The 17,000-nt window shown below is 65.8% G+C and carries 9 protein-coding genes; 6 read left to right on the top strand and 3 right to left on the bottom strand.

Features of this window, described 5'->3' with window-relative positions; translation table 11 throughout:
* The first annotated feature begins 83 nt into the window (after positions 1-83).
* The 4 genes from R2910_01445 (at position 84) to R2910_01430 (ending at position 7,852) form a co-directional block, all read left to right on the top strand.
* Positions 84-4,043 (top strand): hypothetical protein, encoded by a 3,960-nt coding sequence (locus tag R2910_01445; protein ID MEZ4411634.1) that lies wholly within the window; start codon positions 84-86, stop codon positions 4,041-4,043.
* Between the two features lie 61 nt (positions 4,044-4,104).
* The gene (locus R2910_01440) at positions 4,105-5,226 is read left to right on the top strand and encodes a PorV/PorQ family protein (GenBank protein ID MEZ4411633.1); all 1,122 of its coding nucleotides are present in this window, start codon (positions 4,105-4,107) and stop codon (positions 5,224-5,226) included.
* A gap of 50 nt (positions 5,227-5,276) precedes the next feature.
* Positions 5,277-6,716, top strand: a complete 1,440-nt coding sequence (locus R2910_01435; protein ID MEZ4411632.1) for a GWxTD domain-containing protein — start codon at positions 5,277-5,279, stop codon at positions 6,714-6,716.
* A gap of 86 nt (positions 6,717-6,802) precedes the next feature.
* A complete protein-coding gene (locus tag R2910_01430) occupies positions 6,803-7,852 on the top strand; it encodes a hypothetical protein (protein MEZ4411631.1) in 1,050 nt (349 codons plus the stop codon).
* Between the two features lie 74 nt (positions 7,853-7,926).
* Here the strand turns inward: R2910_01430 and R2910_01425 are convergent, their stop codons facing one another.
* From R2910_01425 to R2910_01415, 3 genes are read right to left on the bottom strand one after another with little or no spacing between them, the layout of a single operon-like run.
* Entirely contained in the window at positions 7,927-9,324 is a 1,398-nt protein-coding gene (locus tag R2910_01425; protein MEZ4411630.1) for an aryl-sulfate sulfotransferase, read from the bottom strand.
* Between the two features lie 35 nt (positions 9,325-9,359).
* Positions 9,360-11,174 carry an ABC transporter transmembrane domain-containing protein gene (locus R2910_01420; GenBank protein ID MEZ4411629.1) on the bottom strand — a complete coding sequence of 605 codons (1,815 nt, stop codon included), beginning with the start codon at positions 11,172-11,174 and terminating at the stop codon, positions 9,360-9,362.
* Positions 11,171-12,130, bottom strand: a complete 960-nt coding sequence (locus R2910_01415; GenBank protein MEZ4411628.1) for a heme o synthase — start codon at positions 12,128-12,130, stop codon at positions 11,171-11,173. The genes R2910_01420 and R2910_01415 overlap by 4 nt, the downstream gene beginning before the upstream one ends.
* Positions 12,131-12,289: 159 nt before the next feature.
* Here R2910_01415 and R2910_01410 point away from each other — a divergent pair, with 159 nt between their 5' ends.
* Together R2910_01410 and R2910_01405 are read left to right on the top strand one after the other, a co-directional pair.
* The gene (locus tag R2910_01410; protein MEZ4411627.1) at positions 12,290-13,588 is read left to right on the top strand and encodes an amino acid permease; all 1,299 of its coding nucleotides are present in this window, start codon (positions 12,290-12,292) and stop codon (positions 13,586-13,588) included.
* 173 nt (positions 13,589-13,761) lie between these two features.
* Positions 13,762-16,971 (top strand): carboxypeptidase regulatory-like domain-containing protein, encoded by a 3,210-nt coding sequence (locus tag R2910_01405; GenBank protein ID MEZ4411626.1) that lies wholly within the window; start codon positions 13,762-13,764, stop codon positions 16,969-16,971.
* Positions 16,972-17,000 lie beyond the last annotated feature (29 nt).

Here is a 17,000-nt window from a genome sequence, read left to right as displayed (position 1 = left end):
ATCCACGGCGGAGGAGGGGGCGGCGCGCCGAACGGCGCCGTCCCCCCGTCCAGCCGAACAGTATTCATCTGAGAGAGGATGCAATGCACTCACCATTCCGTAAGAGGGGCGTCATTCTGGCAAGCCTGCTGGCGCTTGCGCTCGCGGCGGCACTGCCGTCGCCTGCCATGGCCAAGCCGGAGCCGGGGGCCAAGAAGGCCACAGGATTCCGGCTCTTCGCCCGGCCCCTGGGCGCCATGACCATCAACCGGATCTATTGCGGTCTGTCGTCTGACGGCCAGATCTGCGTCGACTCGACCAACTCCTCCACCATCGGTGGCGGCTTCTGGCCGAAGGGCACCGCCGACCAGTACATCTTCAACACCGGCCTCCAGCTCGCCGGCGTGGTCGGGGCCGATGGCGGCCCCTGGGCCGGCGACACCACTGGCGCGTTCTTCTTCGATCCGAAGGGAACCACCCAGCACGGCACGCAGGTGGAGCCGATCTACAACACGGCCAATCCCGCCGACTTCCAGGACCTGCCCGAAGCGGGCTACGTCCCCTTCGGCGACGCCAGCGCGGACCTCTTCAGCCCCCTGCTGACCGGCACGGCCGCCAGCCGGCGCGAGCAGGCCTCGCAGGGCGACGTCTGGTGGATGTCGTGGGACGGCGACCCGGCGCTGAATGCCGGACGCTCACACCCGCTCGGCATCGTCGTGGAAACCCGTGGTATGGGGTGGAACTTCCCGACCGGCAATGAAGACATCATTTACTTCATCTACACCTTCTATAACGTCACCACGACGAACGCGGCCGATTACGTCAACATCCGGCCGGAAATGCAGTCGATCCTGCTCGACAAGGCCCAGGAGTTCCAGGCCAAGAACAACGCCACCTTCGGCGTCACCCTCCCCACGGGCGGGTACACGATCGACAATCTCTTCGCCGCCTTCGGCACGGACATGGACGTCGCCTCCGCCGGGACGAACTACTCCAGCGTCAACCTGCCGTTCGCGCTTGGCTACACCTACGTGCAGAGCTTCGCGGGCGAGGTCTCCTGGACCTTCGACCCGAGCACGTTCGCGCCGCCGTTCATGCCGGGCGCCGGCTTTGCGGGCATCAAGTACCTCAAGAGCCCCGACGGCCCGGGCGCCATTCAGCTGTTCTCCAACACGGTGAACGGCTCGCCCTTCCCCGGCGCCTTCAACGACCCGCAGAACGCGACCCAGCTCTGGCGCTATCTCTCCGGTAACATCTCGGTCCCGGCCGGCGACCAGCCCTGCAACACCGGCGATCCGGCGGTAAGCCGGATCTGCTGGATCAACAACACGCAGCCTGCCGACATGCGCTTCTTCCAGTCCTCCAGCGGCTTCTCGCTGCCGCCGGGCGGACAGGGCTCGATCGTCGTCGCCTACATCTTTGCGGCGCCGGTGGCCGTGCCGGGCGGCTGTCCCGCGCCGGGCGCTGCCTGCGGCAGCGGCAACGTCAAGCCCGGGAACCCGACCATCCTCGGCAACCCGACGCTGATGGCTGGCGGCGTCAACCTGGTGGACAGCATTTCCGGGTTCATTTCCGCGACCGACCTCGACGGAAGCGGCACCTACGAACAGGCCGGCGCCCTCGGTCCGGAATGGACCGTGGTCCCGGGGTCGCTGCTCGGCAAGTCCTACACCGCGCAGGCGGTGTTCGATGCCAAGTTCCTGCTGCCGTTCGCCCCGACTGCCCCGGCGTTCTTCCTGATCCCGGGCAACAATCAGGTGACGGTCATGTGGCAGCCCTCGCCGTCCGAAGTCCAGGGCGACCCGTACTACTCCGTCGCCTCCGACGTCGCGAGCGCCCTTTACGACCCGAACTATCGTGAGTACGACGTCGAAGGGTACCGGGTCTACCGGGGTCGCACCGACAACCCCGACGACCTCTCGCTCGTCGCGCAGTTCGACTACGCCGGCACCATCTTCAACGACTACGACGGCGTCGTCAATCCGGTGGATACCTGCGCCCCGGAACTCAACATCTTCACTGACTGCCCGGTCGCGTATGACCCGGTGGCGCCGGGCGTACCGCGCACCGTCGCAAATGAGAACAACATCGTCAGCCCCTTTATCATGACGAAGTTCGGCGATCGCCTCGAGCTCGCCACCGGCAACGCCATCCTGACCGGCGTCGATACGGTGGTGACCGGTAACGGCTCCGGTTACCCGGAACTGACGAACACCGGCGTCCCGTTCGTGTTCGTGGACAACGGGGTTCGCAACAACTTCCGCTACTTCTACGTGGTCACGGCGTTTGACGTGAACTCGTGGGCATCCGGTCCGACCAGCCTCGAGTCGCCGAAGTCGGGTACCATCTCGGTGACGCCGCAGGCCCCCGCGTCGAACTACCAGAACACGGCGAACCTGTCCAGCGGCATCTATGGCCGGGACGTCGAGTTGAACGCGTCGGCGCCGTGGCCCACCCTCGATCCCGCCACGGGCAGGTTCTCCGGCCCGATGCCGCCGGCCAACGCCTGGACGGTGGGCTTCGAGAACTTCGTGCAGTCGGTCATCTCGGCGCCCGGCAATTTCGCGGTGCGCCTCGACAGCATCTCACTGGGTGATTCCTACAACGGCATCCCGGTGCAGTACTTCATGTCCGCGATCAACGGGGCAAACGTCACCCCGTTGACCATCTCCCTCGAACAGGTGTCCACACAGGGCACGGTCACCGGCGCGGCGGCGTTTGACGCCGTGCAGATCGACGGGAGCCTGGCCTCGATCTACGGCGGGAACAGCAACTATTCCCTCAAGGGTCAGGCCACGATGCAGCTCTACGGCACCTACCACACTGGTGGCTGGGGTCGCGGTTGCGTCAATAGCGCCACGGGCTTTGGTAGCTCGCGGGAATGCGCCTACAACGGCCCGCGGTGGTTCGCTGGCCCGTCGCCCCAGAACAACGAGACGATGGCCAACCCGAACTCCGGCAACCCGGCCAACTTCACCACGCAGACGATGGACGTGACCCAGCCGAACAACACCGGCTGGAACAACGCCGGTGAACTCCCGGGTGTCGTTGTCATCCACACCCCCGCGTCGTATGAGACCATCCAGACGACGTTCCGCACCTGGGAGGGCATCCTTTCGGGAGCCACCCGGGCGGCAGACTACAACGTCTACTGGGGCGCCGGCGGGACCGTGGACTCGGTTATCGATGTCACGCACAATGTGCCGGTGCCGTTCAATGCCGACACGTACCGTGGCGGTTGGGGCTTCCTGAATGCTTCGGACGCCAACAACACCACCAGCTACGATACGCGCCTGGAACTCACCTATGCCGACCTCGGCTGTGTTGAGCCCTTCAAGTCGCTCCCCGGTGCGCAGTCGCTGGTGCCCTGCGCCGGCACGGCCTACACGCTGAACAACACGGCGATTCCGGGCCCCACGGCGTTCATCACGACGTCGTTTGCCAACGCGACCTACGGCGCCAAGAACGCGCCGGTGGCCGCAAACCCCGGCTTCATCATGCTGCTCAACAGCCGGATCTTCCAGTTCATGCTCGATGCCGGCGGCACCCTGCCGGCAGCCGGCACGGTCTGGTCGATGCGTGACTACATCGGTGCTGCCATCACAGGTGGTAACGGATTCGGTGGCGATTACGGCCCGTACGTCTTCTCGTCGGCCAACACCGATCCGGCGGCGCCGACCCGGACCTTCAGCGCCATCGGGGCGGAACTCCGCGCCAACTACGACGTCGTCAACCAGGTCAACACCGTCTCGAACCTGGACCTGACGAAGATCCACACGGTGCCGGATCCGTATTACGTCACCAGCGCCTACGAGGTGGACTACACCTCGAAGGTCATCAAGTTCGTGAACCTGCCGACGCAGGCGACGGTCCGCATCTATTCGTCGAGCGGCGTCCTGGTCCGGGTGTTGAATTACGAGTCCAGCGAACTGGGCGGCATGCTGGACTGGAACGTCCGGAACCGGAACAACCAGGTCGTCGCCAGTGGAGTGTACTTCTATCACGTCGAATCGGGCGATGCGCGCTTTGTCGGGCGCATGACGATCGTCAACTTCGCCAAGTAGCCACGCCGGGGGTGGGGGGAACACTTCCCCCCACATCCCGCATCCAGGAGACAGAATACTTATGAAGCGGCACACTGCGCATGGGTTGGCCCTGGCGGCGCTGCTGGTCGGCGGGTTGCCCGTGGCCCTCGCGGCCCAGGCATCCGAGATCAATGCAGACAACACGCCCTATGGTACGACGTCGGGAGAGTTTCTTCTCCTCGGCGCCAGTGCCCGCGGCGCCGCCCTCGGCAACGCCTTTCAGGCCATCGCCAACGACGTTTCGGCTCTCTACTACAACCCCGCCGGCGTGGCATTGATGGAAAGCCCCGGGGTCCTCATCTCGACCTACTCGTACGTGGCCAACACCACGTACAGCTGGGGCGGCATGGCCTTCCCGTTCTCGGGCGGCGCCCGGGCGGTCGGTCTCCACCTCGGGACCTTCGGGTTCAAGGACCAGCCGGAATACACCGTCGAACTGCCGGACGGCACCGGCGGCGTCTATTCCGTCAGCGAATCGTACCTCGGCCTCACCTACGCCGAGAATTTCTCGGACCGGTTCTCGGCGGGTATCACCGCCAAGGGCGTGTTCGACCAGCTCGGTGAAGTGAGCGGGAGCGCCTTCGCGGTGGACTTCGGCACCAACTTCCACTCGGCGCTGAACAACCACCCGGTCAAGTTCTCCTTCGTCATCCAGAACCTCGGCACCAACCTCAGCTACAGCGGCGACGCGCTCAACGTGGGCGTCCCGCGGACGCCGGTGCCAGGTGAAGATCCCGTGCCGAACAACCCGCAGCCCGGTCAGTACCGGAGCAAGGCGTTCTCCCTGCCGACCACCTTTACCGTGGCCGTGGCGTACGACATCATCGCCAAGGAGAACACCCGGTGGACCGTCATCGCCGACTTCAACCAGCCGAACAACACGAGCGCTGGCTACGTCTTCGGCACCGAGTTCGCCTTCCCGCAGATGGGTGGCAGCAACTTCAATGGCGCGGTCCGTGGCAGCTACAGCTACGCCTCGGCCAACTCGGGCCAGGACGTCACGGGGAGCCAGCTCAACGAAGAGCAGAGCTACCAGGGCACCGCGTTCGGTGGCGGGCTGAGCTACACGACCGAATCGTTCAATCTGGGCTTTGACTATGCCTGGAAGTACATGGGCATTCTTGGCTCGACTAACTTCTTCACGTTCAGCATCGGCTGGTAATCGGCGTGATGCGACGGCAGCGGCCACGGTCGTTGCCGCCCAGGAGCACAATGGTTCGTTGGTTCCCGCTGGCCCTCGCGGCCGGTGTCCTGGTCGCCCCGACCCCGATGGGGCAGCGGCAAACGGACGATGTCATGGCGGTTCGAGCGGTCCGGTTCTACCGGGCGGAGAGCCGCCAGACGCTGGTCAAGGCGTTTGTGCAGATCCCCTACGTTGGCTTTGCCAACGCCGGGGGCAGCGGAACCAGTGACCAGGTCACCTACTTCGTGACCGTGAAGGTGTCCGATTCCACCGGACTCGGGCTGTTGCAGGAGGGATGGACCAACCATATCCCGATGTCGTACGCGGTACCGGGAGTGTTGGGGCTTGAAATGCTGGAGTTTCCTGTCTTGCCCGGCTCATATGTGCTCGACGTGACCGTGGAGGACAGCGTAACGGGGTGGAAGGCGTTCGCGACGACCGCTGTCGAAGGATTTCGGTCACCCCCGCCGGTGTCAGACCTGCTGCTCTCCCCGGAAATCCGGGCGGCAGCGCCGAATGACACGGTGCCCAAGCCCGGGGAGTTGCGGATCGGAAATTTGCTGGTGACCGGCGCGGTGGAGCTCCACCTGACCCCGCTCCAGAGCCAGGCCTACTACCTGATCGAGGCGTACAGTGAACAGGCCGGAAACGGCACGCTGTCGGCCGCCATTCGCGACTCCAGCGGGAAGACGCTCCTGAAGACACCATCGGCGGCGGTCAGTGTGCCGGCCGGGGGGGGAGTGCTGAAGGGCCAGTTGGACCTGACGGGGTTGCCCGAGGGGCAATACACCATGGCGGTGTCGGTCACCCTGGAAGGAGTCACATCGGAGCGGTCACAGCCGTTCACCATGGCGAACCTCGAGGAGACGCTCGCCAAGGAAGCAGCGAGGGTCGAACAGGAACAACGGACCGATGCCGGCTACTTCGGCGCCATGAACGAGGCGCAGCTGGATAGCGCCCAGGGACCGCTGCTCTACCTCGCGACGCCGGCCGATGGGATGAACTTGTACAAGGACCTGAGCGTTGATGCGAAGCGGCGGTGGCTCACGGAGTTCTGGACCCGCCGGGATTTGACTCCCGGGGTGGCACGGAACGAGACCCGCGAGAATTTTTACGAGGCCGTTGCCTACGCCAACCAGCAGTTCAAGATCGGCGGCCGACGCACCACGCCGGGATGGCGCACCGACCGGGGCCGGATCTACGCGAAGTACGGACCCTACGACGAGTATCTCGACCGGGTCTCGGTGGGCAAGGCACCGCCCTACCAGGTCTGGCGTTACACGCAGCAGAAGGACCGGTATTTCATCTTTGTTGACCGGAACAATCTGGGCGAGTTCCAGTTGATTTACTCAAACGACCTCACCGAGGTCTCCCGACCGGACTGGCAGGACATCCTGACCGCCGATGGAGTGATCGACGTGGGGCGATGGCTGGGCGTGAATTTCTTCCCGACATCGGGCGTCCAGTAACCGAGTGCGGTAGTTTTCAAAGGAGTTTCACTGCAGGACGCCGGAAAGAGCCGCTTTCCACCGTCTTCCGAGAACGAGGTACAAGTATGACACGTTTGATTCGTGGTTCGGTCGTGCTCGCCGCCTGTGTTGGGGTCTTGTCATGCACTGGTGGCGATCCCACATCCGGATCCCCCGGAACGCCAGACAAGATTGTGGCGCTGCCCGGCATCGTCTTCGTCAGCGCGGGCTCGACCCAGCTGATTTCCTTCCAGCTGCTCGACGACAATACCGGCCAGATCCCCACCACCTGGAGCGTGGGCGCCACCCCGGCCGGGTTCAATGTGGCCATCGATTCCACCTTCCGGCCGGTCTACAACCCGGACGGGTCGCTCACGTTGCCGAGCGAGCAGACGGAGCTTCGGGCCACCATCACCGGCCTGATCCCGAGCAGCGGTTCCTTCGTCATTTCGGCGAGCGGCAAGTCGCTGACCATTCCCGTCACGGTCATCCACGCCGTTCTCCCGGCCACGTTCAACACCACCACGCCGGATATCGGCCAGGAACTGGTGCTGACCATGCCGGCTGGGCTCTCGCTCCAGGCCGGTGCGACCTATTCCGCCACCGGGGCGGGGGCGCCGATCGTCGTTTCGCAGGCGGCGGACGGCAGTTCCGCAACCCTCCTGGTTGCGCCGGGCACCTCCGCGCCGATCAGGGTGGTTGGCATCACGCCGGACTATGCCCCGGGCGTCACGTTGTCGCTGTCCACCAGCGACACGATCATCGCGACCAACGCCTCGACCTTCATCGGAACCGATGATCCGAACACGGCGCCGCTGATCACGCTTCCGGCGATCGGCGACACGCTTGCCTTCTACGACATCCCGGCCGCTGTCGACCAGTTCTACAAGATCGTGCTGACCGACACGACCACGATCACGGTCAACACCGACTGGGCAGATCACGACGCCGACATCGACCAGCTCTGGGTCGACAGCGCGATCAACGTCATCAATTGTGACGCCTGCACGGGCGCGGCGCCGGAAGAGTCGACGGTCACCCTCGCTCCCGGCACCTACTACTTCGTCGCTGACATTTACGACGGGGACCCGGGTGCCTGGTACAAGTTCACCATTACCACGGAACCCAATCCGTAGGCTGAACCGCCGCTGGGATGTGAGACGCCCCCTGCCGGTTGGCAGGGGGCGTTTCGTTTGCTCGCGCCCGTGGCCTACCGCGTCGGCTCGTTCCTGCCGGCTGCGTACAGCGAGCCCAGGCGCTGGGCACGGAACACGTAGACACCGTCGAGCCCCGTCAGCTCCCAAATGCGGAGACCGTGCTGGTCTACCTCGATCACTCGCCCCGCACGTCCGAATGACACCGTGGCGTGGCCGTCCGGATGAAACTGGGTTGTTCCCCCCACCAACGTCCAGGTCGTCGGCGAATCGATGAACGCCCACTCCATGTCCGCGGTGTGGTTCGTGCCGTTCAGGCGGTACCGCACCAGGCGGCTTGGCGCTTGCAGGCCGTTGTCGAGCAGTTGGATCGTTCCAGCTCCGGCCGCCCGCACGCCGTGCTGGCGTTCAAACGTCCCCTTGGGATCGTTCAGGATGGTAAATTCGTTCCGGAGCCCTCCCAGGCGCCAGATCACTGCCCCGGTGGAGCGGTCCACCTTCGTCACTTCGCTTAAGCTCCGGAACCCGAGGAGCAGGTTACCGTCAGTGTCGAACCCGATGCCGTTTCCATGAGTGAAGTTCACGTTCGGCCCCGATCGGTCGGCAGATGGCTGATCAGTGATGTCGAAGTGATCGAACGCGTTCCACTCCCAGAGCAGCGTGCCATCGGCGTCCACGTGCTGGACGACCGTAGCGGTCACCGATGCAGCGGGATTTCCCCCGACGCCCGACAGGTCCATGACGCGGGTTTCGTCGCAGAGGATCCAGACGTCCCCATCGACCCCGACCAGCAGGTCGTGAAATCGGGTGGGGCGCCCGACGCATGCCAGTGTCCCTGTCTGTTCTCCCAGCACATTCAGCACGAGGAATTCGGTCCCCCCCGTCCCTGCGGCGCTGAGGATCGTGTAGGATCCACTCGGATGCGCCTGGAAGGAGTTGAGGACGCCGTTCGGCGAGTAGTGGTACCAGACCACCTTCCCGTCGTTATCCACTGTGACGGCGCCGTCGGGAAGCGAGAGCGCGACGTAGCCTGATTCGCCTGACGTCCCGATGCTCCCCATGGCTGGAATCCAGGCCGGGAGCGAGCCGCTGGTGAAGGGGAGGGAGTCCACCACATGATCCGCCGCCCCATCCTCCGTCAGCACCACGCGAAAGGTGTAGGCGGTGGCGGTGTCCAGCCCGAGGACCGGGACCCGGACGATGGTGTCACCGCCGAAGGCAACCGCGGGGGTCGTCTGGGACGGGCCGGCGCCGGCCTGGGCCTCAATGTAGGCGCTGTCGTAGCCGGTGGCGCGAACCAGCACCGCGGCCGCCAGGACGTTCTGTGGGATCGCCTGTACCGTGGCGCCCCTGTACGGCGGCGTGTCGGGACCCTGGGTGTCGGAACTCCCGCATCCCACGGCCACCAGCAGGAGCGCGGCGCCGGCCAGATGGTGAACCGCTTGGGACTTCATCGCTGCCTCGATTTATGGGGTGTGGCTGGGGGATGTCATGCGTTCACGGCGGCACGATCCAACTCGGCATCGCCGTCCCGGAACTGCCGCTGGTAGAGCCGGGCGTAGAGCCCGCCCTGCGCGAGCAGGTCGGCGTGGGAGCCCTCCTCCACTACGCGGCCGTGCTCCAGCACCACGAGCCGGTCGGCCCGGCGCACGGTGCTCAGCCGGTGCGCAATGATCAGGGTGCTCCGCCCAACCAGGAGCTTCTCGAGGACATCCTCAACCAGCCGCTCGCTCTCGGTGTCCAGGCTGCTGGTGGCCTCATCGAGCACCAGGACGGCGGGGTCCTTGAGCACCGCGCGGGCGATGGCGATGCGCTGCCGTTGCCCGCCAGAGAGCTTGACCCCGCGCTCCCCCACGATCGTCTCATAACCGTCCGGCAGGCGCTCCACGAACTCGTGGGCGTGCGCGGCCCGGGCCGCCCGCTCCACGTCAGCCTCAGAGGCATCTGGGCGCGCATAGGCGATATTCTCGCGGACCGTGCCGCTGAACAGGGCTGGCTCCTGGGGGACCACGCCAATGGCGCCCCGAAGGTCCCGGAGCCGGAGCTGCCGCACGTCGATGCCATCCAGCCGTATGCTCCCTTCTGCAACATCCCAGAACCGGGGCAGAAGGCTGATCAGGGTCGTCTTTCCGGCTCCGGATGGACCCACAATGGCGACCACCTCGCCGGGTGCCAGGCTGAGGTTCACCTCGCGGACCGCCCAGGGGGCGTCAGGGTGGTCCAGGTAGCGGAAAGACACCCTGTCGAACTCGACCCGCCCCTGCACCGGCGTCGGAAGGGAGGTGGGGGCGGGGGGATCGGCAATCGGGGTGTGGGCTTCCAGCAGTTGAAACACCCGTTCGGCGGCCCCGACGGATTCCTGGAAATTCCCGAAGAAGGAGGCGAGGGCACCGACCGAGGCGGCGATGGTCACCGTGAGCAGGAGGAAGCTCACCAGGGTGCCGGCCGTCAGGGAGCCGTCCAGTACCAGCCGCCCCCCCTGCCAGAGGACGATGACGATCCCGGTGAAGGTGCTGAAGGTGATGGCCCCGAAGAAGACCCCGCGGACCCGGGCCCGCACCAGCGCCGCCTGGACCACGCCGCCGATCAACCCGCCGTACCGGGCCCGCTCCGCCGGCTCCTGCACGAAGCTCTGCACGGTTCGGATCTGGCTGAAGGCTTCCTCGGCCACCGAGGTGGCGCCGGCCACCTTGTCCTGCACGCCGGTGCTGATCCGGCGGAGCCGCCGGCCAAAGAAGAGGGCCGTGCCGACCGCCACCGGGACGACGGCCAGCGCCGTCAGCGTGAGCTGGGGCTGGATCCAGGTCAGGAGGATGATGCCGCCGACCAGGGCGAGGATCTGGCGGGCGAATTCGGCGATCTGGTTGCTCAGGACGCCCTGCAGGAGCCCGATGTCGATGGTGAGCCGGCTGGTCAGTTCACCAGTTTTCCGGTCGGCGAAGAACCCCGGGGGCATGTCCAGCAGCTTGGCGAAGAGCTCTTCCCGGAGGCCGGCCACTGCGCGCTCGCCGGTGGCGCTGAGGAGATAGGTCTGGCCGTAGTTCAGGAACGCCTGGATGAGGAAGAGGCCCGTCAAGCCGAGAGCGACCCGGTCGAGGAGGGACCGGTTCTGGTCCACGAAGGCGGCGTCGAGGAGGCGCCCCACCACCAGCGGGAAGGCCAGCCCGATGGCGGCGCTCAGCAGGAGCGCCACGGAGGCGAGCATCAACGCCTGGCGGTGGGGCCGGACTCGTGGCCAGAGGCGGGCCAGCTGCTTGGGGGAAGGGAGGCGGCGGCGCGCTGCTTTGGCGATGGGCGTCGTCACCGGCCCAGCTGGCCGGCCACGGGGGCCGGCTGGTCGAGAATCAGCACCTGGGGGGTCTCGGCCTGCGCCTCACGGGGAAGGGCGCGGTCCACGCTCATGGCCACGAAGAGCAGCGCGAGATATGCGAGTGAGTACTTGTACATCTTCCACGCGGTGGGGGTGACCCCGTCCTCGCGGAGCAGCTGGAAGTTGTACCAGAGGAACCGGCCGCCGAGGGCCAGCGCGGCGACCGCGTAGAGGAGGCCGAAGGCCCCGAACAGGGCGGGTAGAATCGTCAGCGGGAGCAGGATGAGGGTGTAGATCAGCATCTGCACCTTGGTTTCCCGCTCGCCACGGACCACGGGGAGCATCGGGATGCCCGCCTTGGCGTATTCCCCCTTCTTCAGGAGCGCCAGCGCCCAGAAGTGGGGCGGGGTCCAGTAGAAGATGATCGCGAAGAGGTAGAGCGCCGTCAGGTCGAGGTGCCCCGCCATGGCGGCGTACCCGACCAGCGGCGGAAAGGCCCCTGCCGCGCCGCCGATCACGATGTTCTGCGGGGTGGAGCGTTTCAGCCAGACGGTGTAGACCAGCACGTAGAACAGGAGTCCGCCGAGGGCCAGCCAGGCACTGAGGGGATTGGCGAACCGCCAGAGGATGGCAAAGGCCAGCGTCCCCAGGCCGATGCCGAACGCCAGGGCGGCCAGCGGAGCCACCCGGCCGGATGGGACGGGTCGGAGCTTGGTCCGGGACATGAAGTGGTCGATGTCCTGGTCGAACCACATGTTGATTGCGTTGGCACCGCCGGCCATCAGGAAGCCGCCGAGCAGCACACATCCCACGAGGGAGAGCGGTGGCGCGCCGAGCCCGGTGATGTACATGGGGGCCACCGCGGTCACCAGCAGGAGGGAAATCACCCGGGGCTTGGTCAATGCCAATAGATCGCGGGCCAAGCCCGCCTGTGCCTGCCGTACGGCCATCCCTGCTCCGGGTCACTGGGAGAGGGCCAAAGAAACGGCCTCTGGCAGGTCCTTGTCAAGCGGAGTCGGCGGGCGCAAACTCCACCGATGCAAACATCTAACGCTGGAACGGGCGTCCGCGACGCCTGGGGTGAGCGCCTCCCCCGTCGGCTGGGCCTGATGAGCGCCGTCGCCGTGCTGGTTGGCTCCACCATCGGGAGCGGGATCTTTCGGGTACCGGCAAGCGTGGCCGGGCGGATCGGGGAACCGGGGCCCTTCCTTCTCGCCTGGGCCCTCGGCGGCGCCATTGTGCTCTGCGGCGCGCTGACCTACGCCGAGCTGGCGGCCGCGCTCCCGCGGTCGGGCGGGGTGTTCGCCTACATTCTTGACGCCTTCGGCCCCCTCCCCGCCTTCCTGTTCGGCTGGTCCACGCTTGCGGTCATTCGCGCCTCGGCGCTCGGCGCCATCTCCACCATCTTCGCAGAGTACCTCGGGTACTTCGTCCCGCTGACCCCGTCGCAGGTGCAGTACGTGGCGGCCGGGGCCATCATCCTCGTGGGGCTGTTCAATTATTTCGGCGTGAACGTCGCGGCGGTCCTCGTCAATCTCTCGACCGTGGTGAAGTACGGGGCGCTGGTGGCGCTGGCGGCGTTGGCCTTCACCATCGGCGAGGGGACCACCGCCAATTTCACCCCGGTGTGGAGCAGCGGGGTCCATGTGAGCGTCATGGGGACGGCCCTCATCTCGATCATGTGGACCTACGACGGCTGGGCCGACCTCGCCTATCTCGGCGGGGAGGTGAAGGACCCCGCACGCAACCTCCCGCGCGCGCTGCTGCTGGGCACGGTGGCCATCATCGCCATCTACCTCGTAGTGAACCTGGCCTACCTCTACCTGGTGCCGCTGCCCGAAATGGCCGGTTCGGCCCTCATCGCCGCCACAGCGGCCGAGCGGATTCCGTTCTTCGGCGGCGGGGCCGGCGGCGTCATCGCCGGGGTGGTGATGATTTCCACCTTCAGCGCACTGCTCGGCTCGATGATGACCGGGCCCCGGGTGTTCTTTGCGATGGCCGACCGCGGCCTCTTCTTCACCGCGATCGCGCGCGTCAGCCCCCGGTACCAGAGCCCGTCGGTGGCGATCCTGCTGGCCACGGGTCTTGGGGTGGTCTACGTCCTGCTCAACGACTTCCAGCAACTGGCGGACAAGTTCATCCTCGGCATCTGGCCCTTCTACGCCCTGGCGGTCGGGGCGGTCTTCGTGCTCCGGAAGAAGCAGCCCGACCTGGTGCGTCCCTACCGGACCTGGGGCTATCCCGTTGTCCCCCTTCTGTTCATGGCGGCCTCACTTGCGATCATCCTGAACGCGCTCTGGACCGACCCGGTCAACACCGGTATCACATTCGGGATCATTTTGGTCGGCGTTCCGGTGTACTACGCGTGGCGGCGCTCGCACCGCTTGGCCGGGAACGCCGAGTCCTGAGGTCGGAATCGGCGCCTTGACCCCGGGCTGGCGAGGCGTAAGTTTTTCGGCCATCGCCCGGGTGCGCGAGGCCGCCATTCGGGGTTGACCGGCCAGTGAGCGGTCATGGTAAGGATGCGGGGCCAATTCTCCTGTCGGACGTCCGCCTTATTTACTCCAGTCGAGGTGTCCCTATGCAGTCATGGTTTCGTCGGGTAGCGACCGCGACGGCCATGGGCGTGCTGTTTACGCTCGGGGCCGGCAATCTGTTCGCGCAGGGCGTCACAACGGCGGCGGTGACCGGGACCGTCACGCAGGAATCGGGGGCGCCGGTCGAAGGCGCCATGATCACGCTGACCAACCGGGGCACGGGCGCCAAGATCACGGCGACCTCCCAGGGGAACGGCAAGTTCTACATGGAGAACGTGTCGGTTGGCGGCCCCTACACGATCGAGGCCCGTGCCATCGGCTTCGAGAGCGCCCGCCGCGACAACGTGATGCTCTCCCTCGGTCAGCGTTTCGTCTCCAATTTCACCCTCAGGCAGCAGATCGTGCAGCTGGAGGAGATCGCCGTCAACGCCGAGACGGGTGACCCGGTCATGAACACGGCGAAGACCGGTGTGTCGCAGTCCATCAGCGATACCGTCATCAACCGGTTGCCGGTGCTCGGCCGCAACTTCCAGGACCTCGTGGCCACGACGCCGCAAGTGGCGAGCGTCGGCGCGGGTGTATCGGCCGGCGGCCAGAACAACCGCTTCAACAGCATCCAGATCGACGGTGGCGTCAACAACGACCTCTTCGGCCTCGGCGCGAGCGGCGTGCCGGGCGGGCAGGCCAACGCCAAGGCCATCTCGATCGAGGCGGTCAAGGAGTTCCAGGTCCTCGTGGCCCCCTACGACGTGCGGCTCGGCAACTTTGCCGGCGGCCTGATCAACGCCGTCACCCAGTCGGGCAGCAACAAGTTCGGCGGGTCGGTGTTCGGGTACCTGCAAAACCAGGACCTGGTGGGCAAGGATATTGACGGCCTGACATCGGCCGACTTCAAGGTGCTGCAGTACGGCGGAACGCTGAGCGGCGCCATCATCAAGGACAAGCTGCAGTACTTCGCCGCCGCGGACATCACCAAGCGGACGACGCCCTTCAACGGGATCACGCTCGCGGAATCCGGCGCCGACACCGCCGATGCGCAGCGGATGATCAACCACCTCAACGCCCTCGGGGCGGATCAGTGGGGCGGGGCGGGCGACGCCGGCGGGTTTACCATCGAGAACCCCAACCCGACCTACTTCGGGAAGCTGACCTGGTCGCCCAAGACCAACCAGAGCGTCTCGCTCTCGTACAACAACGTCGGGGCCACGGTGGATGTCATTTCCCGCCGGCAGAACGGCGACTGGCAGCTCTCGTCCGGCGCCTATACCATCGACAACCAGACCAACTCGCTGCGCCTCATCTGGAGCGGCGTCTTCGGCGGGAAGTACTCCAACGAATTCATCGGCGGCTGGCAGTCGGTGCGCGACAAGCGCTCCGGCAACTCGCTGTACCCCACCATCATCGTGGGCTCGGGCAGCACCGGCACCCGCCTGGTGGCGGGCGATGAGCGCTTTTCCCAGGCCAACTCCCTCGACCAGGACATCTACGAGATCACCGACAACCTGACCGTCGGCCTGGGCGATCACCGCGTCACCATTGGTACCCACAACGAGTTCTTCGGCTTCAACAACGTCTTCTTCCCGCAGAGCATCGGGCAGTGGACCTTCGCCAATATCGACTCGTTCGAGGCCAACTCGGCCGTGCGGTTCGACCGCGCCCTTCCGCTCCGCGAGGGGGGCCCGACGGCCGACTTCAACGTGAACCAGTGGGGCCTCTACCTGCAGGACCAGTTCAATCTCGGTCCGGTGGCGCTGACGGTCGGCCTCCGCTGGGACAACCCGATCTTCCCCGACTCGCCGGCCTACAATCCAAAGCTCGATTCCATCACCTCGGACCCGAACCTCTGGACCGGCGGCACGATCAACACCAGCGTGGTGCCGAGCGGCAACGCCACTTGGTCGCCGCGCCTCGGCTTCAACTGGGACGTCAACGGCGAGGGGATGACCATCGTGCGCGGCGGCGTCGGCTACTTCGGCGGCCGGCCGGCGTACGTGTGGCTCTCCAACGCCTACGGCAACACCGGCATGGAGCAGACCCAGCTGACCTGCCGGAACGACGACTCCAATCCGGACAACAACGTCCCGGGTGGCTTCACCCTCGACCCGTCGCAACAGCCGTCGGCCTGCGCCGGCTCCGCCGGGCTCTTCCAGGCGACGCCGACCATCAACTACTTCGATTCCAACTTCAAGTTTGAACAGAACATGAAGCTGTCCCTCGGCGTCGACCAGCGGCTGCCGTGGGGCATGGTCGGCACCATCGACCTGCTTTACACCAAGTCGAAGAACACGCTCTACATCCAGGACAACAACCTCGTCGGCGTGGTGGACGAGAGCACCCTCACCTACGCCACCGGCGAAGGCAACCGGGCGCGGTACGGCGTGAACAACCTGGGCACGGGCTCGGCCACCCCCAACAAGCAGACGGCGGCCTTCGGCAACGTCCTCGAGCACCTCAACAAGTCCGAGGACCATGTCTTCAGCGGCACGATCCAGCTGCAGAAGCGGTTCTCCAACGGCATCGAGTTCAACGGCGGCTACACCTACACCGACGCCCAGGACGTGATGTCACTGACGTCGAGCATCGCCTTCTCGAACTACGGCTTCGCCACGCTGAACGGCCTGCTCAACGACCGCGACCTGACCACCTCCGCCTTCAGCCGCCCGCACCGGGTGGTCCTCAGCGGCACGGTCAACCTGCCGGCCGACTTCGACTTCTCGCTGATCTACTCGGGGATCTCGGGCTCGCCGTTCGGCTACGTCATCAACGGCGACGCCAACGCGGACGGCGTTGGCGGCAGCAACCGCGAGTTCAACGACATGTTCTACGTTCCGCGCGACCGGAACGACATCACGATGTACGGCGCCACCCCGGCGGCATCGTACGACTCGCTCGCCAACTTCATCGACTCCCAGGCCTGCCTCCGCAACCAGCGGGGCCAGATCATGGAGCGCAACAGCTGCCGCAACCCCTGGATCAACTCGCTCGACGCCCGGCTCCAGAAGGTCGTCCCGACCTTCAACGGACAGACGATGATCCTTTCCCTCGACGTGTTCAACCTCCTGAACATGATCGACAGCGACTGGGGCCTCGTGAAGCAGACCAGCGCGTTCGAGGGCCAGAGCATGGTCCGGCTCCGCGGATGGGACCCGCTCTACAACCGGGGCATCTACAGCCTCGCGCTGCCGACGCTCAATGTGGTCAACAAGAACGCCTCGATCTGGCGGATCCAGCTGGGCGGCAAGTACATCTGGTAACCGCCGCTGGAGGCTCTGCATGAGGAAAC

The sequence above is a fragment of the Gemmatimonadales bacterium genome, assembly GCA_041390145.1.
In the GTDB taxonomy this organism is placed as follows: Bacteria; Gemmatimonadota; Gemmatimonadetes; order Gemmatimonadales; family GWC2-71-9; genus SPDF01.
This window is presented reverse-complemented; position numbering and strand designations above follow the sequence as displayed.